16 protein-coding genes, 2 tRNA genes and 1 rRNA gene are annotated in these 23,606 nt (G+C 49.9%); 10 read left to right on the top strand and 9 right to left on the bottom strand.

The genetic code is table 11. The features are described 5' to 3' along the window. Positions 1–197: 197 nt before the first annotated feature. From EPD17_RS05040 to EPD17_RS05025, 4 genes are all read right to left on the bottom strand, one after another. Positions 198–271 (bottom strand) — tRNA-Ala (locus tag EPD17_RS05040). A gap of 63 nt (positions 272–334) precedes the next feature. Next, a tRNA-Ile gene (locus tag EPD17_RS05035) sits at positions 335–412 on the bottom strand. A 183-nt stretch (positions 413–595) separates the two neighbouring features. Beyond that, a 16S ribosomal RNA gene (locus EPD17_RS05030) occupies positions 596–2,130 on the bottom strand. Positions 2,131–2,416: 286 nt separating this feature from the next. Continuing rightward, positions 2,417–2,683 (bottom strand): hypothetical protein, encoded by a 267-nt coding sequence (locus EPD17_RS05025; RefSeq protein ID WP_132052302.1) that lies wholly within the window; start codon positions 2,681–2,683, stop codon positions 2,417–2,419. A gap of 294 nt (positions 2,684–2,977) precedes the next feature. On the opposite strand from EPD17_RS05025, the gene EPD17_RS05020 reads away from it, so the two are divergent. Then, positions 2,978–3,847 (top strand): OmpA/MotB family protein, encoded by an 870-nt coding sequence (locus tag EPD17_RS05020; RefSeq protein ID WP_114236548.1) that lies wholly within the window; start codon positions 2,978–2,980, stop codon positions 3,845–3,847. A gap of 259 nt (positions 3,848–4,106) precedes the next feature. Here EPD17_RS05020 and EPD17_RS05015 read toward each other — a convergent pair whose 3' ends face one another. Then, entirely contained in the window at positions 4,107–5,051 is a 945-nt protein-coding gene (locus EPD17_RS05015; protein WP_132052300.1) for a hydroxypyruvate isomerase family protein, read from the bottom strand. Between the two features lie 127 nt (positions 5,052–5,178). Here EPD17_RS05015 and EPD17_RS05010 point away from each other — a divergent pair, with 127 nt between their 5' ends. From EPD17_RS05010 to EPD17_RS04995, 4 genes are all read left to right on the top strand, one after another. Beyond that, positions 5,179–6,144 carry a formylglycine-generating enzyme family protein gene (locus EPD17_RS05010; RefSeq protein WP_132052298.1) on the top strand — a complete coding sequence of 322 codons (966 nt, stop codon included), beginning with the start codon at positions 5,179–5,181 and terminating at the stop codon, positions 6,142–6,144. A gap of 150 nt (positions 6,145–6,294) precedes the next feature. Further along, positions 6,295–7,623: a Gfo/Idh/MocA family protein gene (locus EPD17_RS05005; RefSeq protein ID WP_114236545.1), complete on the top strand. Its 1,329-nt coding sequence runs from the start codon at positions 6,295–6,297 to the stop codon at positions 7,621–7,623. Between the two features lie 229 nt (positions 7,624–7,852). Beyond that, a complete protein-coding gene (locus EPD17_RS05000) occupies positions 7,853–10,408 on the top strand; it encodes a BamA/TamA family outer membrane protein (protein ID WP_165929526.1) in 2,556 nt (851 codons plus the stop codon). A gap of 289 nt (positions 10,409–10,697) precedes the next feature. Beyond that, positions 10,698–11,639, top strand: a complete 942-nt coding sequence (locus EPD17_RS04995; protein WP_132052294.1) for an AraC family transcriptional regulator — start codon at positions 10,698–10,700, stop codon at positions 11,637–11,639. A 421-nt stretch (positions 11,640–12,060) separates the two neighbouring features. On the opposite strand, the gene EPD17_RS04990 is transcribed toward EPD17_RS04995, so the two are convergent. The 3 genes from EPD17_RS04990 to EPD17_RS04980 form a co-directional block, all read right to left on the bottom strand. Then, positions 12,061–12,753, bottom strand: a complete 693-nt coding sequence (locus EPD17_RS04990) for an HAD family hydrolase (RefSeq protein WP_114236563.1) — start codon at positions 12,751–12,753, stop codon at positions 12,061–12,063. Positions 12,754–12,824: 71 nt separating this feature from the next. Continuing rightward, positions 12,825–16,469, bottom strand: coding sequence for a BamA/TamA family outer membrane protein (locus EPD17_RS04985; RefSeq protein ID WP_132052292.1), 3,645 nt, complete (start codon positions 16,467–16,469; stop codon positions 12,825–12,827). A gap of 2 nt (positions 16,470–16,471) precedes the next feature. After that, entirely contained in the window at positions 16,472–17,359 is an 888-nt protein-coding gene (locus tag EPD17_RS04980) for an SdiA-regulated domain-containing protein (protein ID WP_132052290.1), read from the bottom strand. 34 nt (positions 17,360–17,393) lie between these two features. On the opposite strand from EPD17_RS04980, the gene EPD17_RS04975 reads away from it, so the two are divergent. After that, entirely contained in the window at positions 17,394–18,668 is a 1,275-nt protein-coding gene (locus tag EPD17_RS04975) for a Pycsar system effector family protein (protein ID WP_132052288.1), read from the top strand. 320 nt (positions 18,669–18,988) lie between these two features. Here EPD17_RS04975 and EPD17_RS04970 read toward each other — a convergent pair whose 3' ends face one another. Continuing rightward, complete coding sequence (locus EPD17_RS04970; protein WP_132052286.1) at positions 18,989–20,842, bottom strand: 2-oxoacid:acceptor oxidoreductase subunit alpha; 1,854 nt, start codon at positions 20,840–20,842, stop codon at positions 18,989–18,991. Positions 20,843–20,927: 85 nt separating this feature from the next. On the opposite strand from EPD17_RS04970, the gene EPD17_RS04965 reads away from it, so the two are divergent. From EPD17_RS04965 to EPD17_RS04950, 4 genes are all read left to right on the top strand, one after another. After that, on the top strand, positions 20,928–21,884 hold the full coding sequence (locus EPD17_RS04965) for an NAD-dependent epimerase/dehydratase family protein (RefSeq protein WP_165929525.1): 957 nt from the start codon (positions 20,928–20,930) through the stop codon (positions 21,882–21,884). Between the two features lie 331 nt (positions 21,885–22,215). Beyond that, a complete protein-coding gene (locus EPD17_RS04960; protein WP_132052282.1) occupies positions 22,216–22,707 on the top strand; it encodes a hypothetical protein in 492 nt (163 codons plus the stop codon). Between the two features lies 1 nt (position 22,708). Beyond that, the gene (locus EPD17_RS04955; protein ID WP_132052280.1) at positions 22,709–23,161 is read left to right on the top strand and encodes a DUF421 domain-containing protein; all 453 of its coding nucleotides are present in this window, start codon (positions 22,709–22,711) and stop codon (positions 23,159–23,161) included. 141 nt (positions 23,162–23,302) lie between these two features. Next, on the top strand, positions 23,303–23,575 hold the full coding sequence (locus EPD17_RS04950; protein ID WP_132052278.1) for a YMGG-like glycine zipper-containing protein: 273 nt from the start codon (positions 23,303–23,305) through the stop codon (positions 23,573–23,575). The last annotated feature ends 31 nt before the right edge of the window (positions 23,576–23,606 follow it).

The following is a 23,606-nucleotide window of genomic DNA, read 5'->3' as shown; positions in this document are numbered from 1 at the left end:
CAATTGCTTTCCAATATGTCAAAGAACTTAAACTGCAGAAGCTGCAAGCATTGCGCTATTAACTTCTCGCGTTTTATCTGTAAGTATTAAGGTTGCGAACCTCCAGGCCTAAAAGCCATACCCCACATCTAACTAAGTTTGAAAGAACTACTTTACTGACTTTACCGTCTTTTCCGACTTTACGGACTTTTAAAAAGTGGAGGATAACGGATTCGAACCGTTGACCCCCTGCGTGCAAGGCAGGTGCTCTAGCCAGCTGAGCTAATCCCCCATAAAAGGAATCTAGCTTTAAGCTTGCAGCTAGTAGCTAGCGGCTTGCAGCTTTCTTCTCTTTTGGTAGACCCGAGCAGATTTGAACTGCTGACCCCTACATTATCAGTGTAGTGCTCTAACCAGGCTGAGCTACGGATCTGAATGTTTCATTCTGTAGTAAGCCCCTCTACATTGTCTGTCGGGTTACTTAAGAGTTTAAGTAAAAGAACTGGTTTTTGAAAAACAAGTTTTGAAAGATTTTGGAAACAACAGCACATTAAGCAATCAAGTGTTTTAGTTTGCTATTACCTAAATAATAGTAACCAAAAGCTAAGCGCTCTAAAAAGGAGGTATTCCAGCCGCACCTTCCGATACGGCTACCTTGTTACGACTTAGCCCCAGTTACCGGTCTTACCCTAGGCGGCTCCTTGCGGTTACCGACTTCAGGTCCCCCCGGCTTCCATGGCTTGACGGGCGGTGTGTGCAAGGTCCGGGAACGTATTCACCGTATCATTGCTGATATACGATTACTAGCGATTCCAGCTTCACGCAGTCGAGTTGCAGACTGCGATCTGAACTGAGAGGCGTTTTTTGGGATTGGCTCCTTATCGCTAAGTGGCAGCCCTTTGTACGCCCCATTGTAGCACGTGTGTAGCCCTGGGCATAAAGGCCATGATGACTTGACATCATCCCCTCCTTCCTCGCGTCTTACGACGGCAGTTTCAGTAGAGTTCCCAGCGTTACCTGATGGCAACTACTGATGGGGGTTGCGCTCGTTGCGGGACTTAACCCAACACCTCACGGCACGAGCTGACGACAGCCATGCAGCACCTTACTGAGTGTATATTGCTATAAAACGAGCTTTCACCCGCGGTCACTCAGCATTCTAGCCCAGGTAAGGTTCCTCGCGTATCATCGAATTAAACCACATGCTCCACCGCTTGTGCGGACCCCCGCCAATTCCTTTGAGTTTCAACCTTGCGGTCGTACTTCCCAGGTGGGATACTTAATGCTTTCGCTCAGACGCATGCTGTCATATCGCACACGTCGAGTATCCATAGTTTAGGGCGTGGACTACCAGGGTATCTAATCCTGTTTGATCCCCACGCTTTCGTGCCTCAGCGTCAATGACTCTGTAGTGAGCTGCCTTCGCAATCGGTGTTCTATGTCATATCTAAGCATTTCACCGCTACATGACATATTCCGCTCACCTCCCGAGTATTCAAGACCTGTAGTATCAACGGCAGTTCCGAAGTTAAGCTTCGGGATTTCACCACTGACTTACAAACCCGCCTACGCACCCTTTAAACCCAGTGAATCCGGATAACGCTTGCACCCTCCGTATTACCGCGGCTGCTGGCACGGAGTTAGCCGGTGCTTATTCCTGGGGTACCGTCAGGCCGGATAAAAATCCGGGGTTTCGTCCCCCATAAAAGAAGTTTACAACCCAGAGGGCCTTCATCCTCCACGCGGCATGGCTGGTTCAGACTTGCGTCCATTGACCAATATTCCTTACTGCTGCCTCCCGTAGGAGTCGGGCCCGTGTCTCAGTGCCCGTGTGACTGGTCGTGCTCTCACACCAGTTACCCATCGCAGGCTTGGTGAGCCGTTACCTCAACCAACTACCTAATGGGACGCACGCCCATCCTTAAGCGCCGGAGCTATAACTATAAAGTGATGCCACTTCACAGTGTTACGAGGTATTAATCCGGGTTTCCCCGGGCTATCCCCCACTTAAGGGTAAGTTGCGTACGTGTTCCGCACCCGTTTGCCGGTCGCCATCAGTGTGTATTGCTACACACCATGCTGCCCCACGACTTGCATGTATTAAGCCTGCCGCTAGCGTTCATCCTGAGCCAGGATCAAACTCTCCATTGTAAATGAAGTGTCCAATTCCTGACTAATTAATAATCTCAAGGATTAATTAACGAGTCAAAAAATCGAATAATTAATGTTATTCGCTTTATTTGATTACCTAATGTTATTTGGTACATATAAAATGTACCGTGCTGTTGCTTCCAAACTTTCAAAGATCTTAAAAGATACCACCCTATCAGCAGTACCCCTTTTTCGTAAGCGCCCAGGGATGCGATCCCCTCAGGTCATAACCAATCACCTAAATCAGCTACACCAAACACCCTAAAAAACAATAAAGAACTATTTTTTAAACAAACCCCTCTTTCGTAATTGGGAGTGCAAAGATAAGAGAACCAAACACAACAACCAAAAGTTTTTTCAGAAATTTTAGTGCTTCTCCTTTCTTAAAAACACCGCAACTACCTAAAAACCAACCACTTAAAGAACTCCATTCCCCGTTTTCGGGAGTGCAAAGATAAAGAGAATTGACCCAAACGACCAAAAGTTTTTTTAGAGAAAGAAAATCAGTTGATTTTGTATCTCCAAACCTCTTTGTGATTCTGTTTTGTTTCAATGAGCGGGTGCAAAGATATAGATGAGCACAATAAGGTGCGCAGAAAAGTCGGATTATTATAAAAAGAAAACAAGGGCAGCTAGCTAATGACATTTGCAATTACCTATATGCCGCAATAGAACATAGGCAGTATATAATAGATTAAACACCAACCACAGTAGGCATCATACATTACTATCTTTTTCTATTAACCTTACATTAGGCTGAAAAGCTGACCACAAACAGGTCTTCGCAATTTGTTTCTCCTAACTTTGGTCCCGTCCGTGTTTTTATATACTAAATCTTCAACTGAATATGATGCAAAAATCACTGTTGTTTGCCGCAGCGTTGGTTATCCTGCTTTCCTCCTGCGTTAGCCGTAAAGCCCTTAAAGCAGAACAATCGAAGTACACAAAGCTTAATGACTATTATGTGCAAGTACAGAACGATCTGAAAAAGTGCCGCGACGATGAAGCCGAAGCTGCCCGCCGTCGTTCGCAACTGGAATCGGAACTGGAAATGGCACGTCAGCAACTGGCTTCGCAAAAGGAAAACAACAACTTGATGGTGAATCAACTGCGTGACCTGTCTGTGATCTCCAGCGCACAGGCAGAGAGCATCAAAAAGTCGATGGATAATATTGGTGCGAAAGACGCATACATCACCGACTTGCAGCGTTCTATTGCCCGCAAAGACTCCTTGAACATGGCTTTGGTGATGAACCTGAAAAGTGCACTCAATGATATAAATGATTCAGACATCGAAATCAAAGTAGAGAAGAGCGCCGTATTTATTTCTATCTCTGATAAACTGCTGTTCCGCAGCGGATCATACGAAGTTTCTGATCGTGCCATGACCGTGCTGGGTAAAGTAGCACAGGTGCTGAACGCTAAACCAGAGATTGAGTTTCTGGTGGAAGGCCACACCGATAATGTTCCCATTAAAAATGCCTGCATTGTTGACAACTGGGACCTGAGCACCAAACGTGCAACTGCCGTTGTGCGCATTTTGCAAAACCAATTTAAACTTGATCCAAAGCGTATGACTGCCGGTGGCCGCAGCGAGTACATGCCTGTAGCCAGCAACGACGATAACAACAGCCGCAGCCTCAACCGCCGTACCCGCATCGTGATCCTGCCACAACTGGATCAGTTCTTTAAACTGCTGGAAACTCCGCAGAGCTAAGAACGTGAGGGACGTGAAACGTCAAACGTGAATCGTCAAAGGTGAATGGTGAATGTTTTTTTACTCAACACCATTCGCTTCATACATACTTCATAAATAAAAAAGCACCGCATGCATTCATGCGGTGCTTTTTTATTTATGAAGTGATGCAGTGCAGTCAATTACTACATTTCTATATCTATTCATCTCAACAACTCATTCACCATTCGCCACTCACCTTTGACGATTCACGTTTGACGTTTGACATTTCACGACTCCCCTACGCCCCTGCCTTAAAGCTATCCACCTCGCGGTAAGCTGCAATCAGTGCCAGCTCGCCATCTTTACCGGGCCGTGCATTGCCATGCTCCATACCCATGATGCCGCGGTAACCTTTATCGTAAATGTGTTTGAATATATTCTTGTAATTCATCTCGCCGGTAGTGGGCTCCTTTCGTCCGGGGTTATCGCCAATCTGGAAGTAAGCAATTTCGCTCCACACCAAGTTCATGTATTGAATGATGTTGCCTTCATTGCGCTGCATGTGGTACATATCAAACAATATTTTGCACGACGGCGAATTAACCGCACGGCAAATAGCATAGGTTTGATCGGAGGTGCGCAAAAACAAATCGGGGTTATCGCTCAGCGGCTCCAGCACCATCACCAGCCCGTGGGGTTCCAATATTTCCGCACCGCGGCGCAATGCATCCACCACATGGCCTGTTTGTACGCCAATGGGCAAACGCCGCTCAAAATAACCGGGCACTACCGTGGCCCATTTTGCATTGCAACGCTTGGCTACATCAATCGACTTTTTGCAGGTGTCCAAAAATTTATCAAGAAATTCTTTCTTGCCTGTGGCCAGCGATGTTTTCCAGTTGTCGCCGCCATCAATTACAAACACGCCCATCGTCATGCCTAGCTTGGCCAGCGTATCGCCAATCTTTTGTTGCTGCTCCACCGATCGGCCCAGCATGCCATTGTCTTCAATGCTGCGAAAACCCTGGTCGTGTGCCCATTTTATTTGATCAATAAAATCGGCGCCGCCATTGTTTTTAAACATGCCGTCGTGAAAGGCATAATCCATTTGAAACGGCTTACCCGCATCGGGGCCCAGGTTAATGTTTGCTGCGCTGTTTTCTTCTTTTGCCAAAAGCGTGGCAGGCGCAAATGCGGCTGCAGTGGCAGCCAGGCTATTTCTTAAAAAATTGCGGCGTTGCATGTTTGGTTTCGTTAGGCAGACAAGATAAAATATTTACGTATAACAAAACCGCATTAATGCAAACCGTTGCACAATAACATCAGGCGCTGCGGTTCGAATAAAAACTATCCATACATTTAAACCCAAGATGTACAACGTAAAACATTATTTGCTTTCCACCCTATTGTGTGCAGCCACTTCGCTTGCTGCCCAAAACACCGATGCTTCGTTTAAAGCATACGAAGAAACCCTAAAAGGAACCAACATCAAGTTTGGCATGGCGCCCATACCCGGCGGCAGTTTTAACATGGGCGCTGCTGCAGGCGAAAAAGGCGCATTGCCCAGTGAGGGACCGCAAAAGAAAGTAACGATCAGTCCTTTTTGGATGGGCACCCATGAAGTAACCCACGACGAGTTCAACGTATTTTTTGAAGACGAAGGCACACCCACCAACTCGGATGTGGATGCGGTGACCAAACCCACTTCTCAGTATATCGATCTTACCTGGGGCATGGGCAAAACCGGTGGTTTCCCGGCCAACAGCATGCAGCAGTTTACGGCCATGATGTATTGCCGTTGGCTGTATCAAAAAACAGGGCATTTTTACCGACTACCTACCGAAGCCGAATGGGAATATGCAGCCCGTGCCGGTGCCACTACCACTTACCCGTTTGGCAGCGATGCAGCCGCACTGGGCGACTATGCTTGGCACGCCGGCAACAGCGGTAAAGTATATCATAAAGTGGGACAGAAAAAACCAAACGCCTGGGGCTTGTATGATATGCTGGGCAATGTATCGGAATGGACGCTGGACCAGTTTGATGAAAAATATTATAGCAAAGTAACCGATGGCGCTACCGATCCGCAGATCACCCCGGAAAACCGGCATCCAAAAGGCGTTCGGGGCGGATCGTTTGAAGAAGCAGCGGAAAGAGTTCGCCCAGCAGCACGCCTTTCGTGGCAGCCCGACTGGAACAAACGCGACCCGCAAATTCCCAAAAGCCGCTGGTGGCTTACCGATGGGCATTTTGTAGGCTTCCGCGTGGTGCGCCCCCTGAAGCAGCCCACCGCCGAAGAAGCAGAAGCATTTTACAAGCTGCACCTGGGGCAGTAAAATGGTGCATCCAAACACTGCCGTTGGAGAAAAGCGGTAGAAATGGTAGCCAATCATTTATAAAATATTTATCTTTTACCTCGCAAATGCAACCCGGTAGCGAAAACCAACCGAAATTTCTCACACCTTTTAACGCATAAACTTGTCATTATGAACGCCCAAAAATCCCGCAGAGATTTTGTAAAAGAATCAGCCCTCCTTGCCGGCGGCATGGCCATATTGCCCAACCTGGCAGGCGCCAACTTTTTTTCTGGCGCCCCCGGCACCATTAAAGTGGCCCTGGTAGGCTGCGGCGGACGCGGGACGGGTGCAGCACTGCAGGCCCTGCTGAGCAAGCAGGATGTAAAGCTGGTGGCCATGGCCGATGCTTTCAAAGACCGCCTCGATGGCTGCTATAAGTCGCTGATGTCGAAAGAAAACGCCACTGCATCGGGCAGCGGTGATATTACCACCAAAATTGACGTGCCGGAAGAGCGCCGCTTTGTGGGCTTCGACGGATACCTGAAAGCCATTCCGCTGGCCGATGTGGTGATCCTGGCTACCCCTCCGGGCTTCAGGCCACTGCATTTTGAAGAAGCCATCAAGCAGGGCAAACACGTATTTATGGAAAAGCCTGTGGCTACCGACCCTGCAGGTGTGCAAAAAGTACTGGCGGCAGCACAAATTGCCAAGCAGAAAAAACTGAATGTGGTGGTAGGTTTGCAGCGCCATTATCAAAACTCTTACCGTGAGCTCTATAAGCGCAAGGCCCTGATTGGCGATATCGTATCGGCACAGGCTTGGTGGAACAACGATGGTGTGTGGGTAAAACCACGCCAGTCGGGCCAAACCGAAATGGAATACCAAATGCGCAACTGGTATTATTTCAACTGGCTGTGCGGCGATCATATTGCAGAACAACACATCCACAACATCGACGTGGTAAACTGGTTTAAAGGCGCCTACCCCGTGAAAGCCCAGGGCATGGGTGGCCGCGAGGTACGCAAAGGCAAGGACCACGGCGAAATTTTTGACCACCACTACGTGGAGTTTCATTATGCCGATGGCTCTATTCTAAACAGCCAGTGCCGTCACCAGCCCAAAACCATGAGCAAGGTGGACGAACTGCTGGTGGGCACCAAAGGCCGCATCCAGGCTGGCGCTGCCAACATTGTGGACCTGAAAGGCAACGTGCTCTACCAGTTTGACAAAAAAACCGAAAACAACCCTTACCAAACCGAGCACGATGAGCTGTTTGCAGCCATTGCAAAAGGCGAATACAAATTCTCGGATGCAGAAAACGGCGCCTACAGCACCATGACCTCGATACTGGGCCGCATGGCTACTTATAGCGGCCAGGTGGTGCAGTGGGATAAAGCACTCAACTCGGGCATCAACCTGCAACCCAAGGCATATGCGTGGGATGCGCAGCCGCCCATACTGCCCAATGCCGATGGCTTCTACCCTGTAGCCGTTCCGGGTGTTACCAAATTTGCATAAATAATAGCCTGTCATCTTATACAGCACCTTCCTTTGGAAGGTGCTTTTTTGTTGGCTGATGGCTGCAATTAAACCGCACTTCAGGTTTTGCCTTTTAATAAAACATTGGAATAAGCAGTGCCCATGCGGGCAAATAAACTAGTGGCAAGATTTTTAGAATTCTATTGAAGGGCAATGGCAGATGTTTGCGAAACAGGATTTAATAAAAGCCAGGCCTAAATATTGGAACATGCGCAACAGAACAGGTTGGATGCTGCCTTGGTGCAGCTTGTTTGCAGGATTATCTTTTTTATGCGGCCCCGTTAGTGGCCAGGTACCCGCCACCAGCGACACCACATTGATGCGGTCGGTGGCACCCGAATCTTCCTTTATCAACGGCATTTCAAATGAAGGCTCATTGGGCCGCCGCTACCGCCTCGAGTGGTCGGTGCCGGTGCAGGCGCCATCCGCAACAATTGATCAATTACACGGCGGGCTGATGCCGCTGCGGTCGGAAAATGTAGGCGCAGCGCATGTTTTGTACCTGCACAATTCCAGCGGCCAGATGTTTGCCCTGCGGCCGGTACGTACTTACCCCGAGCGGCAGCTTCCCGAGATTTATCAAAACACGATTGTTTCCGGTTTTGCCAACGACCTGGCATCGGCATATCACCCCTATGCACCGCTTACGGTAGCGCCGATGGCGGCAGCGGCTGGCTTGCCCTCGGCACCGGTGCAGCTTCTTTTTTTACCCCAACACAGTGCGCTGGGCCCGCATGCCGGCGACATGGGCAACGGCTTGTACCTGTTGCACCAACAGCCTTTTTCGCAACGGGCCGATACGTTGTATGACGTGGTGCGCACCAACCGGTTGCTGGAGCTGCTGGACAGCTCGGCGCAATACCGCGTGGATGAAAAGGCGTATTTGCGCAGCCGCCTGCTGGATATGTTGCTGGGCATAGGCCTGCGGCGCCAGGCCGACTGGCGCTGGATAGCCCGCCAGGAAGGTGGCGCAACAGTGTTTACACCATTTACCGAAAGTTATGAAGGCGCATACCCGCTGTACGAAGGCAGACTGGTGAAAATAGCCCGGGTGGTGGCCAAGCCAAAAGGACTGGTGCCATTTGAAGCGAAAATGCCCGACCCGAGAAAATTAAATGAAACAGCGCTTTATTTAGACCACCGGTTTACCAGCAACCTGACGCGCAACGATTGGGAAACCATTGCCAAAGAATTGCGGCAGGCGCTTTCCGATGATGTGTTGCAACAGGCCATCCGGCAAATGCCGCCCGAAGTGCTTTCATTTTCGGCGCAAACTATTTTAACCAAACTAAAAAGCCGCCGCAGCCAACTGGTGCAGTATGCTATGGATTACTACCAGCTGCTGGCCCGCGAGGTAAATGTTTCGGCTACGCAATCGAACGAACGCATTGCAGTGAGCGGTACCGGTGATGGCAGCCTTAATATATCGGTAACACCGGTGGATGGCAGCGCAACAACGCAGCTGTTTCAACGCAATTTTGACGACGGAGAAACCCGTTCGGTAAATGTGTATGGCCGTGGCGGCAGCGACCAGTTTGAAGTGGGAGGCACACCGGGCCGCAAAATAAAGGTGCGCATGATTGGCGGCCCCGGCAACGATACGCTAATTGGCGCCAGCCGCAGCGGCGTGCATTATTACGACAACCGAACCGTGCGGCCCCTGCGCAGCAGGCTGGTGCGCCAGCACCTGCGCAACAATACATCGGTGCACCGCTACGAGTGGGAAGATCTTGCATTTGACCGCCGCGGCCTTTCGCCCATAATTTTTTACAACAACACCGACCGCATTTATGCAGGCCTTACTTACCAATGGACCAAAATGGGCTGGCGCAAACAACCTTTTGCGCAGCAGCACCGCCTGCAGTTGAATTACTCCATTTTGCAGGGCGGCATCAGCGCCGGGTACGAAGGCATTTTTACCGAATTGATTGGCCGCTGGAACGGGTTGGTGTCGCTGGAATACGACGCGGTGCGGTGGACCAACTTTTTTGGCATTGGCAACGAATCGCCTCCACAAGTTGAGGACAATAATTTTTACCGCATGCGCACCAAAATTGGCAATGCGAGCATCGGGTTGCTGCGCAATTTTGGCCGCGGCCACAGCTTTGGTGTGTCGGGTGTGGTGCAAACGGTGCAGGTACGCAACGATACCGACCGCTATGTGGCTAAATTCATTTCGAGCAGCAATCCTAAAGTATTCGACAATCGGCAGTTTGCCGGTGGGCGGGTAACGTATGGATTTGAAAGCCTGGACAACGCGATCGTGCCACACAAAGGCCTGCTGGTGCAAGGGAGCGCCACGTACATGCAAAACCTGAAAGACCGCGAAAGAGAAATCATGAGTTACGACGCCAGCCTTAATTCATTTATCCCGTTTGGGAAACGGGTGGTGTGGAGCATGCTGAGTGGCGTAAAAGCGGTAACCGGCGAGCCTGAGTTTTTTCAACTGGCCGTGATTGGCGGCGGGCCTACTTTGCGGGGTTTTCGGCGGGAACGTTTTTGGGGTAAAACAGCTTTCTATACGCAAAACGAATTGCAGTACCTGTTCCCGTTCCGCAGCTATTGGTTCAACGGCACAGTGGGGCTTTTTGGATTGTTTGATGCCGGCCGCATCTGGCAGCCCGGCGAAACCTCGGACCTGTTGCACAAAAGCGTTGGTGCGGGGCTGATCATCTCGCCTTATCATAAATTAAGGGTGTCGCTGGCGTTTGCAAAATCAGAGGAACGGGGCATGATACATGTGGGTTTAAGGGGTAGTTTGTAGGGAATGCCTGATGGCTTGTAATAGAAAAATAAGAAGGGAGCAATCGTAATTGCTCCCTTCTTATTTGTGGACTGATAAAAATGTGTGTAAAGTTCTTTGTTGGATATAAAGGTGGCTTATGCATTTACCAATTGCAGCTGCAAAAAAGCAAAACCATCATGCAATGACAGCCCTATTTCGGTATAGTGCGTTGATTGAACTGGCGTGCTACAGTAAAAGTTAGCGGGAAGCCGTTGCAGTTATTCAAACAGGTAACTTTTAAACTATTTTACGGCAGGAAAAACATTGCATGACAAAGGAAGAGTCAATTAAAGAATACTATTTCAGAATAAACAGAAGCATTGACTTCATCAAGGCTAACCTACACAATGAACTGTCGTTGGAAATACTGGCTTGTCAGGCTAACTTTTCCAAATTTCACTTTCATCGCATTTTTAAGTCAGTAACCGGTTCTGCGCTGAACGAGTTTATTGTTCAATCGCGAATTGAGCGTTCCCTATTTTACCTTGTCAACCATCCGTCAAAATCAATCAGCAGCATTGCATTGGAGTGCGGGTTTAGTGATACTTCTGCTTTCTCCAGGTGTTTCAAGGAGGTAAAAAAGGTGAGTGCTACCCAATGGCGAGCAGTCTATCACAATAGCAAGATCTGCAAAGAGGAAAGCAAGACCGGCAACGAGCCCCTTACTGTTGAAAACTACCTTGCTCATAAATTACATCAAATGGAAATAATGAATACGAGCAAGGAAAAAGAACTTAACATCAAAGTGAATGAACTTCCTGAACTGAATGTTGCATATGTGCGCAACCTGGATGTGCATATCCATGACAGCGCCACCTTCGCTAAAATGTTTGATCTTTTGTTCAATTGGGCAGCTCCGAAAAGGCTGATCAACTTTCCACACACACAGGCGTTGACCGTTTACCGAAGTAATGCAAACTTATCCGGACGGGTGCAGGCAGATGTTTGTTTAACGGTACCAGAAAATACAGCTGGTGAAGGGCTTATTGGTACAACAACCATTAGCGGCGGGCTTTATGCGGTGGTGCATAAAGAAGCCAGCCTGGAGGAGTGCTTCACTACTTGGGACTACATCTTTGAGGTGTGGTTTGAACAGAACGGTTATCAGCCTGACCACCGCAATTTTTACATCAATCACTTGAATGATGCCAAGACACACCCGCAAAACCTGCACATCTTTAATATGTGTATTCCGGTAAAACCGTTGTGAAAATCGCAAATGAAAAGGAAGGGCAGCAACTAGCCAAGTTTAAACCGCTAACAATTCAATGCTAAATATACTAGTTCGGAAATGGGTTTGCCGAAGTGCAGCAGACGGCTTTTGAGCAAAACGCATCACTGTAAGCATTTTAAATCAACATGCCATCAAGCAGGATTTTTGAATTTCGGAGTTGTCATGCCGAACTCGTTTCGGCATCTCCTTATGCTTTTATAAACCCCGCTAAAAGAAGGAGATGCCGAAACGAGTTCGGCATGACAGATGCTCCTTAAAAGAAAGCTACTGCAATGGCGACTTGGCATCAATATCGAAACACATGTTTCAAATAAATTAGAACGCCTCAACGGAAAACATCCGTCGAGGCGTTCTAATTTTAAAGAGTAAGGTTTTTAATGTAATTGCATTAAGCACTTCAAGCCAACAGTTCAGGCAGCAGTTCCCGCACATGTTTTACTTCCCTGAAATGAGCATGTTCAATTTTCTGATGGATCTGCTCGTGTTCCCACGTGATATGAAAAGGTACATGTACGGCATGTGCACCCAACTCCAACACGGGCAGCACATCCGACTTTAACGAGTTGCCGATCATCATGAACGCATCGGGCTGAATGTCGAGATGTTTGATCAGCTTTTGATAATCGCGGGTGCCTTTATCCGACATGATCTCGATGTGGTGAAAATGGTGCTCAATGCCCGACAGCCGCAGCTTTCGCTCCTGGTCCAGCAGGTCGCCCTTAGTGGCAACCACCAGCCGGTACCGCGATTTTAAAGCCACTAAAGTTTCTTCCACGCCTTCCAGCAACTCGATGGGTCGGGCCAGCAATGCTTTACCTAACTCAAGGATTTTATCAATGCCATTGGCATCTACCATTCCGCCCGAAATATGGAGTGCGGTTTCAATCATCGACAGCATAAAACCTTTGATGCCGTAGCCATACAAGGGCAGGTTTTTTATCTCGGTTTGCAGTAGCTCCCGGGCAGCAGTGTGTGGTGGTAAAAAGTCCACCATCAACCGGCAAAAAGCTTCTTCCGTTTCCCTGAAATAAGGTTCATTGATCCACAGCGTATCGTCGGCATCGAAAGCTATTACTTTTATATTGGTCATGTTGTTATTGTAGGTTTGGCCACTGGCAAAGTTATTCAACCAATCAGTGTATCCACTTGTGGCCGCACCAATTAAAAGAAAAATCCAAACTGCACCATCGGCAAAAACTTTTCCTCCTTGCTTCGGGTAGCCGTTGTCGTTATTACAAAGCGGCGTATGGGTGAAACATAAATACCGGCGCCATTGCCCACATGCCAGCGGCCCGAAGGATCGCCCCGTTCCCACACACGGCCCACATCGTTGAAGATAAATGCACCCACTTGTCCGGGAAACAGGTACGTGTTGAAGTCGGCAATTTTGATGCGTAGTTCCAGGTTGTTGTACACCATCGAGCGGCCGGCAAAACGGTCGCGGCGGAAGCCCCTCAGGTTTTCGGTGCCGCTTAAGTATTGCGCCTGCTGAAAAGCATAATTACCCATGTTGTGCCCCGCACCCAGCCTGAAGGCATACACCAGTTTTGCAGCAGGCTCAAACGAAGCAAACAACCGCATGTCGGCGCTTAACTGCGTCATGTTGTTGCTCACACCATTTAGGCCAAACATGGGCCGTATTTTCATGTCGAAGCCGAGGCCACGGGTGGGGATAACGCGGTTGTTCCGCGAGTTGATGTCGAGGCCCAGATAGGCACCCATGTAGTGCCGTGCACGAAACAGGTCATTACCATCGCTTGCAGCAAAATATTCCGACACGTATTTGCCCTCATTTTCCTGCTGTTTCATTTGAAAGCCCTGGTAAGTAAGGCCATAAGAAATACGGAACCACGACTGCAACTGGCGGCGCAACAGTACCGAGGCATCGGCATAGTTGTAGCGAACACGGTAAAACCGGTCGCCGCGGCCGGGAGCCGACTGATCGAACTCTGTATTGTTGCCAATACCAAAAAAGTTGGTCACGTTCACTGGTGCCCGCACATCGGCACGCAGCACCAAGTCGGTGGCTTTAAACACCTGCACGTATTCACTTTCCCAACGGAACTGTGTAGACGAAGTTTTCAATGCACGCCGTGCCACCAGCATATGCCGGGCCTTGTACGGCTCTTTTCTAAATCCTTGTTTGAACCACTCGGCACGGCCGCCCAGGAATAAACCATCATCAATATTATAGCCTAACGAAACGTTGGGATGCACATAACCGTATTTATAAAATTGCCGGTTGTACATGTTTTGCCGTGGGTTAGCCGATACCTGTTTTGCAAAAATCGAAGTGTCGCCTTCAAACCGGTTCGATTCAAACGTCACATCGTGCACGATTACTTTTTTACCACCATCGCTGTTGTTTAAAAACTTGTCCTCGCCGGGCCCGCCCACCATGCGGATGCGGATGGGGCTTTTGCTGCCGCTTACCTGGAACGAATCGTTGTCTTTCAAACCAAACAGGCGGATCTCTTTTGTTTCGGATGGATTGAACAGGCGCTGGTAAATGCGGGAACTGCGCTGCCCTTGTTTGTCTATTTTAAACACCGAAACATCTACATAACCGCTGTCGTTTTTATTAACCAAAAACAACTCCCGCTGGTTGGTGCCCACCACGTTTACTTCCGACGAAATAAAGTTGTAGTACTTGCGCATTTCATCGCGAAAAACATAGCGGCGCTGTTGCAGTTTGCTGAAAATCTCGTAGATATGATTGCGTTCGGTTTCGTTGGGTTGGCGCCGCAACGACACCGCCATCACGCTGTCGGTCATGGCTGTTAAAAACGTATCTATTTGTCGTTCCCAAACCGACCAGTCCAGCTCGTTCATGAAAAAGCGGTCGAAATTGCGGGCAGGCTTGTTGAAAGTGCGGATGTTTTTTGCCCGCACGTCAAAACCCTGCAACTCCGGCGCAAACCAGGGCTTGCGGGCCAGTTTGGGCACCAGCCCTTCGTTTACAAAAAACGCCTGGTCGTGATCGCGGGGAATGGGGTAATAGATTTTACCCTTGCCCGTATCGCGGGTAGCCCACTGCCACTGGTCGTCGTGGCGGTCAAAATCCATGATGAAGTTATCGAGCAGCCTTGCTTTCAGCACTTCACGCTGGTCCACATGGTCGTCGTTGTCTTTGGCCAAACGCGTTACCAGTTCTTCGGTGTTGTATGCTTTTTTTACCCACACCGGCTGCCGCTCTTCCAGCACCGCCATCGAGTTTTTAAACACGTTGCGAAAGCGCCCCAGCCTTGGATCGTCGGGGATGTACACCAGTTTGCGGCGTATGGGCGGCAACCCAACCGCATTGGCCATGGGCCCATACGACAGCGGCGCAAACGGGTACGATGCCGAAATGCCGTCTTCTATTATTGCCTTTGTAAATGGCGTACGCAGATCGGGTGGAATGGCAGCTTCCGGAAACTTTTCAATAGACCGCAAGACCCACTGGCGGCCTTCTTTTGTTTCAACGCGCAGCGATCGGGTTTGCTTACCGCCACCCTGGCGCACTGGTGTAAGACCGCCTTGTTCTTTGCCCAGGTCCAGCACTTCCATGCTGATGGGTGTGGTCCACTCCGACCGGTAGTTTTCGCCCAGGAAAAAGTTTTTCAGCTTGCTGCCTTCCAACTTTGGGTTGGCAGCCAGCAAAATATTGGGCGGCAATTGCGGGATAGAATCTTTTGGTATTTGCTGCAGCACGGTATCAATCGGCTTCAGGTCCCGCTCAAACGTGGGGTCCGACAGGTCTTTGCTGTTGATGTTGTAAAAACTGGACGTAACGCGGCCGCTTTTGCGTACCTGTATTTGTACAAATCCAAAATTGAGATCAGAAAAAAGCAGCTTGCCCATCTTGCCTTTTTCGCTGAGGCGGGTAAGCTTGGCGCCCGAGCCACTTACAATATAGTGCACGCTGTCTTTTTCAATCAGCTGCAGGTTGTGCTCGTGGCCGGCCACCGCAATGGCGCTTTTATGGCTTTTTAAAATGGGCTCGATCACATCGATCATGGTTTGATACAGCGGGTGTTTCAGATCCTGCACGTTGCCAAAAACGCCGCGGGCAATGGGATAAATGGAGCCCAAAACAGGCAGCGGGATGTATAGATTTTTACGCGCAGCGGTAAATGGAAATAAGTGTTCTTTCCAAGTATAATCGCCGCCATGCGAGCCATGCGAATACATAGGATGGTGCATGGCCAGCACCAGCAATTGGTTGGGATGTGAAGCTGCAATTTCGGCCAGCTCGGTGGCAAATTCTTCTACCGTTTTCGAAGAACAGTTGGAGCCAGGGCCGGGTTTATCGTGCAGGTAAAGGAACCATTGGCTGTCCATCATCACCAGCACCACTTTGTCGCTGATTTCGATGGGCACGGGGCCGGGACAGCCATCGGTGGGCTGCGCCGCAATATTTTCCAGTTCCAGTTCATTGATGTAATTGATCTGGTTGATGGCCCGTTGCCAGCCGCCGATCTTTCCATTCATCCAATCGTGGTTGCCCATTACAAAATAGGCCTTGCTTTTTTTTCCCCGCACCAGGTCGATTTGGCTATCGAGGATGCGTTTGTAAAAGCTATAGCCTTCCTCGCCTTCCATGGGCAGGCCCAATGGGTAAATATTGTCACCGAGATAGATGGCCACGTTGCGGGTATCGTTCCAGTCCACGTTCTTTTTTAGCCAGTCTACCACCACCTGCTTACCATTGTGCAGTTCGCCGCCGTCGCCAATTAAAAAAATACGTTGTTGAATGCTGTCTTCCTGCGCATGGGCACACCAGGAAAAAAGGGTCAACAGCATCAATACCACAGGGTGCTTCATGATTACTTCTTGGTTTGGGTTTGCCGCTGCAGGGCTTTGTTGTAATTATACATTTTAAGGGTAGCGGAGCCGTATTTGCCTTCGTTGGAAATGTACATGGTACCGTTGGGGGCAAAGGCAATGCCTTCGGCCTGCGGGTGCTGGTCGGGGTTGAGGCGGTACACTTCAGCCACATTGCCCCGCCTGTCGGCAATAACCAGCACCTGCCCTGCCGAAGCCAGTATGTACAGCCTTCCTTCCAGCGGGTGGATGGCCGCGGCGGATGGTTTAAATTTCACATCGTCGTTTTTCAGCACCTTCATCACCTCACTGTCGTTGATGGTATAAAAAGGCTCGGAATCAAACCGGCGGTTTTCCAAATCGAACCGGAACGCGGAGCGGCCGTTAGTGGCATCGTCCATATCGCATTCCTTGCACAGCATGATGAGGCCTTTGGCCACAGGATCATAATACAACGATTCAAAATCGTTTTTGCCATCGGGGTTGAGGGCAAATACATTCACGCTGTCGGGGCGCTGCAGGGGCACTTCCACAATGCTGCCGTTTGAAATCAAAACAAACAGCGAGCTATCGAGTTGCACGATGTCTTCAAAATCTTCTTGTTCATAAAAGTCCTTTACCTTGTCGGTCAGCTTTTCCCGCCGCAGATCAATCCGGAAAATATTGTCCTTGCTATCGGCAATGGCTACCAGTGCATCTTCGCCGGGCACGTAAAAAATTCCGGATATTTCGTTGAGACTTTTTCCCAGTTCGCGGACCACCGGCCGGTGCAGGTCGTAACCCCGCGGCGAACTGTAACTGTTATCGGAACAAGCTGAGCAAAGCATTACCGGCACTAGGAGCATCCACAACGGTGCCGGGCATCCTGTTTGAAATAACTTTCTCATCATTTAATAACTTTAAGTATCAAACAACGCACCACCCATGTCCGAAACCAATGAGCTATTATTGAGCGCAGCAAGGGATTTTGTGACCGATTTATACCAACACCGGGTTCGGCCGCAGTTTGTTTTTCACAGCCTGGAGCATACCGAAGATGTGGTGGAGGCCTGCAGCTACATGGCCGATTACCACAAGCTGGAAGCCGATGACCGGTTGGTGCTGATGCTGGCAGCCTGGTTTCACGACACCGGATATATTAAAGGCGAAGCCACCGGCCACGAGGCCGAAAGCGTACGCATAGCCCAGGATTTTTTGGCCGGCCAGGAGGCCGATCCCATCATTCAACAACGAGTAGGCTCCTGCATCCAGGCTACCCGCATGCCGCAGTCGCCGGTAAGTTTGGTGGAAAAAATCCTTTGTGATGCCGACCTGTACCATCTTTCCACCCAGGATTTTAAAGCCCGCAGCCAGTTGCTGAAACAGGAACAGGAAGCGCTGCTGGGCCGCAAAATATCGGGCAAGGAGTGGCGCAAAAACAACATTACGTTTTTAGAAATGCACCGCTATTTTACCGACTACGGCAAAGAGCACCTGGAGCCGCAAAAAGCAGCCAACCTGCAAAGCCTGCACAAAAAAGGCGGCAAAGCCGATAAAGCCGAGCCGGAAAGCAAGCCCGAGCCGCCGGTGTTTCCGTACACGCAGGCCGCCGCCATTACAGACCCCGAGCTGGCCAAGGCCGAGCAAAAAACTACGGAACGTGGGGTGCAAACCATGTTTCGCACCACCTCCAACAACCATTTTGAGTTGAGCTCGCTGGCCGATGGCAAAGCCAACATCATGATCTCGGTAAACGCCATCATTATATCGGTGGTGCTTACGGTGCTGCTGGTGCGCATTCCGTATTACAAGCAATACATCATACCCACGGCCATGTTGGCCATTACCTGCCTCAGCGCCATGATCTTTGCCATCCTGTCCACCCGCCCATCGGTGAGCAGCGGCCGCTTTACTGAGGAAGACATCCGCAGCAAGCGGGCCAACCTGCTGTTTTTTGGCAACTTCTTCCGCATGCAGCTGGAAGAGTACCAATGGGGCATGAACGAAATGCTGAAAGACCGTGAGTACCTGTACAACAGCATGATCAAGGACATTTATTTCCTGGGCGTGGTGCTGGCCCGCAAATACCGGTTTCTGCGCATTGCCTATACCATTTTTATGTGGGGATTGATTGCATCGGTGGTGGCGTTTGCCGTGGCGGCGCTGTATGGTGCGTCCAACCCCAATATCAGCAGCAGTGCGCCGTTGATTGATTATTGACCGCACCCCGAGCTTCTTTGATTGAAAGAACATTATTGTAAAAAAGGCCACATAGCGTTCAGTCTATGTGGCCTTTTTTTATGAAACCCGCTTTGTCTTTGTCATGCTGAGCACAGCGAATCATCTGCGTATTGCAAATGAGGTATGGTTAGATAATAGGCGGACTCTTTGATGTTTCGAAGTTTTTTGCTGGTGCAGGCTCAGACCCTTCGCTGCGCTTAGGATGACAGGGGCTAAATGAGGTGGTGAAAATTTAAAAGGCCTGAAAGATTAAGTCTTTCAAGGCCCTTTTAAATTATGATGCTGACAGAGAATACTGTTTAACCTACAATCTGGCGGCGGATGGCATCAATCAACTCCGACTTTGTAATGGGCACACCCATGATTTTGTTGTAAGCCTGCGCATCCACCAGGTATTCGGCGCGGATGATTTTTACCAACTGCCCGTTGTTAATCTCGGGAATGAGCACCTTTTTATAGTTGCGCAGCATGTTGCCCAGGTTGCGCGGAAACGGCCGCATGTAGCGCAGGTGGGCATGCGCCACGCTGTAGCCTTCGGCAACCATTTCGGCCACCGCGGTTTTGATCACGCCGTAGGTAGAGCCCCAGCCCAGCACCAGCAGGTCGCCCTGTTCAGGGCCGTTGTCCAGTTGCTGCTCCGGAATATATTGCGCAATCATGTCCACCTTTTGCTGGCGCAGTTTCACCATCAGCTGATGGTTCTCGGGGTCGTAGCTTACGTTGCCGCTAATGTTTTCCTTTTCCAATCCGCCAATGCGGTGCTCCAGTCCTGGCGTGCCGGGCACGGCCCAGGGCCGCACACCCCGCTCATCGCGTTTGTAGGGCTGAAACTTGGCTTCGTCGTAGCCCAGCTCGGTTTTGAATTCCACCTTAATGGGCTGCAGGCTATCGGCCGAAGGATACATCCAGGGCTCGGCGCCGTTGGCGATATAGCCATCGCTCAAGAAGATCACCGGCGTCATATGCTCCACCGCAATGCGGGTAGCTTCGTACACCGCTTCAAAACAATCGGAAGGCGTTGATGCCGACACCACCGGCATGGGCGATTCGCCGTTGCGGCCATAATAAGCCTGCAGCAAATCGCTTTGTTCCGTTTTGGTGGGCAAACCGGTTGAGGGGCCGCCACGCTGCACGTTGACAATCACCAGCGGAATTTCGAGCATCATGGCCAGGCCCATAGCTTCGGTTTTCAGCGCCATGCCGGGACCCGATGTGGTGGTTACACCCAGGTGGCCGCCATAAGCTGCGCCAATGGCCGCCGAAATACCGGCAATTTCATCTTCGGCCTGGAAGGTTTTGATGCCAAAATTTTTATGCTTGCTCAGCTCGTGCAAAATATCGGAAGCCGGCGTGATGGGGTAAGTGCCCAGGAACATGGGCAAGCCGCTTTTTACCGAAGCAGCAATAAGGCCGTAGGCCAGCGCCTGGTTGCCCATAATGGAACGGTAAGAGCCGGCGGCAATGCGGGCTTTTTCCACCCGGAACTGCGTGGTAAAGGTTTCGGTGGTATCGCCATAGTTGTAACCGGCCCGCAGCGCCTTGATGTTGGAATCGAGGATCTCGGCCTTTTTACCAAACTTCTCGGTCAGGAACTGCTCGGTGCTGGCCATATCGCGGTTGTACATCCAGTACAAAAAGCCCAGCACAAACATATTTTTGGCGCGGTCCTTTTCCTTGGTGCCCAAACCCTGTACTTCTTTCAGCGCTTCGCGGGTCATTTTGGTGATGTCCATTTTGATCACCTCGTAGCCTTCCAGCGAACCATTTTCCAGCGGGTTAATGCCATCGGGGTAGTTAGCCAGCCGCAGGTTTTTTACGTCAAAACCATCCACGTTGACAATGAGCTTGCCGCCTTTTTTCAGGTTTTTGAGGTTGGTTTTCAGTGCGGCGGCGTTCATGGCCACCAGCACATCCCACTGATCGCCAGGCGTATAAATGCTTTCGGAAGAAAAACGCAATTGGTAACCGCTTACCCCGGGGATGGTGCCCTGTGGGGCACGGATCTCGGCGGGGAAGTCGGGGAAGGTGGAAAGGTCGGCACCCAGCAGGGCGGTGTTTTGGGTAAACTGCGTGCCGGTAAGCTGCATGCCATCGCCACTGTCGCCCGCAAATTTGATCACCACATCCTGAAGAACCTCCTGTGTACGTGTCATATACAAAATTGAGGGTGCAAAGGTACGAATGCCAAAGGGATTGCAAGGATGATGAATGTTAGCGGGGTGTAAAGAAAACACCTGCATGACAAAGAGGACAAGGGTGCTGGCTTATACGCTTCAGCGTAGGGTCAAAAACGGTTGGCGTTGTTGCACCTTACATAGCCGCCGATCCAATTCTTTGCCGCCCAATAAATGGCCTGCTTACATTTGTGCCCACAACCCCAAAAAACTGGCGGAAAACGACCAACTATTTGCAGCCGATCTTACCAATAAAGAAGCAGTGGCAAAAGCTGTGGCCGGATCGGAAACAGTGTACCTAGTGGCAGGCCTGGAGTATAAAACTTCTGTATGGCAACAACAGTGGCCCATCATCATGCGCCATGTAATTGATGCCTGCAAACAGCACGGTGCCAGGCTGGTATTTTTCGACAATGTGTATATGTACGACCCCGCTTACCTGAACTGCCTTACCGAAGCAACACCGGTGCGGCCGGTAAGTAAAAAAGGTGCCGTGCGGGCACAGATTGCACAAATGATTTTGGATGAAATTGCTGCCGGCAACCTGCAGGCAATGATCGTTCGGGCAGCCGATTTTATCAGCGCCAAAAACAGTGTGCTGGTGGAGATGGTGGCCAACAATTTAGCCAAAGGAAAAAAAGCGATGTGGATGGGCAACGCAGATAAATTACACGCATTTACCTACGTGCCCGATGCTGCCAATGCCACGGCCTTGCTGGCCCAAACGCAGGATGCTTGGAATGGAGTCTGGCACCTGCCCACCGCCGCACCACTTACCGGCAGGCAATGGGTGGAGCTGATTGCAAACGTTCAGCACAAACAACCGCGCATTTCAGTATTGCCTAAATGGGCAATGGGATTGCTGGGCATTTTTGTTCCGGTGCTGAAGGAGTTCAAAGAAATGGTGTACCAGTTTGAGCAGGACTATGTTTTCGACAGCAGTAAGTTTACCCAACGGTTTGGCATAACCGCAACACCGCCGGAGCAGGCGGTGAAGGAAGTGATGATGGATGGTAGATGATGGATGATAGTTGGTGGAGATGCGTTTTGTTGCGCAGTTTGTTGTGAGTGCATTAAGGTGTGAGGAGATTGCTTCGGCGCATATATTTTACTAAACTATAAAGCTGGTGCTGCGCCTTGCAATGACGGCGGTTGTTTGCAGCAAGGAAATTGACAAACGTTCCTAACAACAACGTACAAATAATTACCTACGGAATTCTAACTCCCGACTCTCAACTGCCGACTGCCCATCATCTACCATCCACCATCTCAACCAACTACCAACTATCAACTGTCAACCCTCCCCCCTCCCTTGGCCTTCATTTTGCACAGGTGCAACAAAATGAACGGCAATGAGTACCCGTTTTGAAGAAGTACATCACTCCTTAGATTTGGATGAAGACCTGAAACTGCATCGAAAAGGATGGATCGCCAAGCCCATTGGCAGGGCCATCATTATGGTTATTGTTATTGCCGGTGCACTGGGCTTTTTTGGCCAGGGCATTTTAAGTAAAAAAGTGTTGCGGCAGGGCAGTGCCATGATCCAATTCGACCGCTTTTTGCGCCACAATGGCGAAATGGATATGCTGGTGAGCATGACCAGCGTGGCCGGCCGGTCGGCCGTTTCTTTTCCGCTTGATTATATGCAACACCTGAAGGTGGAACATATTGTGCCGCAGCCCGAAGCATCATTTATCCGCAGCGGGCAGGTGTGGTATGTTTTTCAAACCGACCAGAACCTGATGGCGCATTTTTTCATCAAGCCGCAAACCACCGGCAACCTGCACGGCGCCGTGTGGATCAACGACCAGTTTATTCCTATTTCTCACTTTATATATCCCTGATATGAACCCGGTAATGCGAGGCGTCATTATTTACCTGTTCCTGCTCATTATATTCCGGTTCATGGGCAAACGCAGGCTGGCCAATACCACCACTTTTGACTTTGTGGTACTGCTCATTATTTCGGAGGTAACGCAAAACGCACTGGTCGGCGAAGACTACAGCATCACCAACGCCATGCTGCTGATTGCCACACTTATGGGCATTGATGTAGTGCTTTCTTTTTTCAAAGAAAAATTCAAGCTTTTTGACCGGGTTGCCGAGGGCCTGCCGCTGATTGTGGTAGACCATGGACAACCGCTGAAAGAAAGAATGAAAAAGACCGGTGTGGATGAAGAAGATGTAATGCAGGCTGCCCGCCAAAACCCGGGCCTCGAACGCATGGACCAGGTAAAATATGCCGTGCTGGAAAAAGACGGCAGCATCACCATTATACCATCGCGGATAGAAGAATAAACAGTGCCCATTTTTCTATTAAACTGTTGCTGCAACAAATTGGGAAACGTACCGGTCCGTTGGGTTAGGGAGTGTTCCATTGGCCTGATTTTAGTTTTATACCCGCCGTGTGATACCCATTGTTAACCAAAAAACGGAACTATGAAAAAGTGTTTGAGTATACTGACCCTGGCTTTTGCCATGACCATTGGTTCGGGTATAGTAAATGATGCTGATGCGCAAACGAGGACCAAAACCAAGAAAGGCTGGAGCCGCAAAGCCAAAGGTGCAGCCATTGGTGGTGCAGCGGGTGCAGCTACCGGTGCAGTCGTTAGTCGCAACGACAGTAAAGGCGCAGTGATTGGCGGTGTGGTAGGTGCCGGTACCGGCTATATTTATGGCCGTAAAAAAGACAAGAAAAAAGGCCGTCAGTAACTAACCCATTAAATTCAATACGAAAGGGCGC

The organism is Pseudocnuella soli (assembly GCF_004347775.1).
GTDB lineage: Bacteria > Bacteroidota > Bacteroidia > Chitinophagales > Chitinophagaceae > Flavisolibacter > Flavisolibacter aquaticus.
Note: the sequence above shows the minus strand (reverse complement) of the source record. Positions and strands in the feature narration are given on the sequence as shown.